This window comes from Vibrio sp. 10N.261.51.A4 (assembly GCF_041471945.1).
GTDB lineage: Bacteria > Pseudomonadota > Gammaproteobacteria > Enterobacterales > Vibrionaceae > Vibrio > Vibrio crassostreae_C.
In genome coordinates this window covers 1-204 of sequence record NZ_JBFRPJ010000177.1, presented here as the reverse complement: position 1 = coordinate 204, position 204 = coordinate 1, and the positions used below count along the sequence as shown (strand labels likewise).

1 protein-coding gene is annotated in these 204 nt (G+C 51.0%); it reads right to left on the bottom strand.

Annotated elements, in window-relative coordinates:
- The coding region (locus tag AB4384_RS23615) for a transposase (protein ID WP_372130202.1) at positions 1 to 204 on the bottom strand (204 nt) is incomplete at both ends.

Genomic DNA, 204 nt, shown 5'->3' with positions numbered 1-204 from the left:
ACGCTCTGCTTTTCGCTCTTGGGCAGGCGCACCTTTTAAGCGTGATTCTATCCCGTAGAGTTTTTGGATTTTAGCCAGCGCCTTATCAGCCTTGCCTGATTTACCTTTCCCTTGAAGCTTCTTCGCATCCATGAACTTGCGACGAGCATGCGCTAAGCACCCTACATTGGTGACGTGATGCAGACCATCATAAGCCGCGTAGCC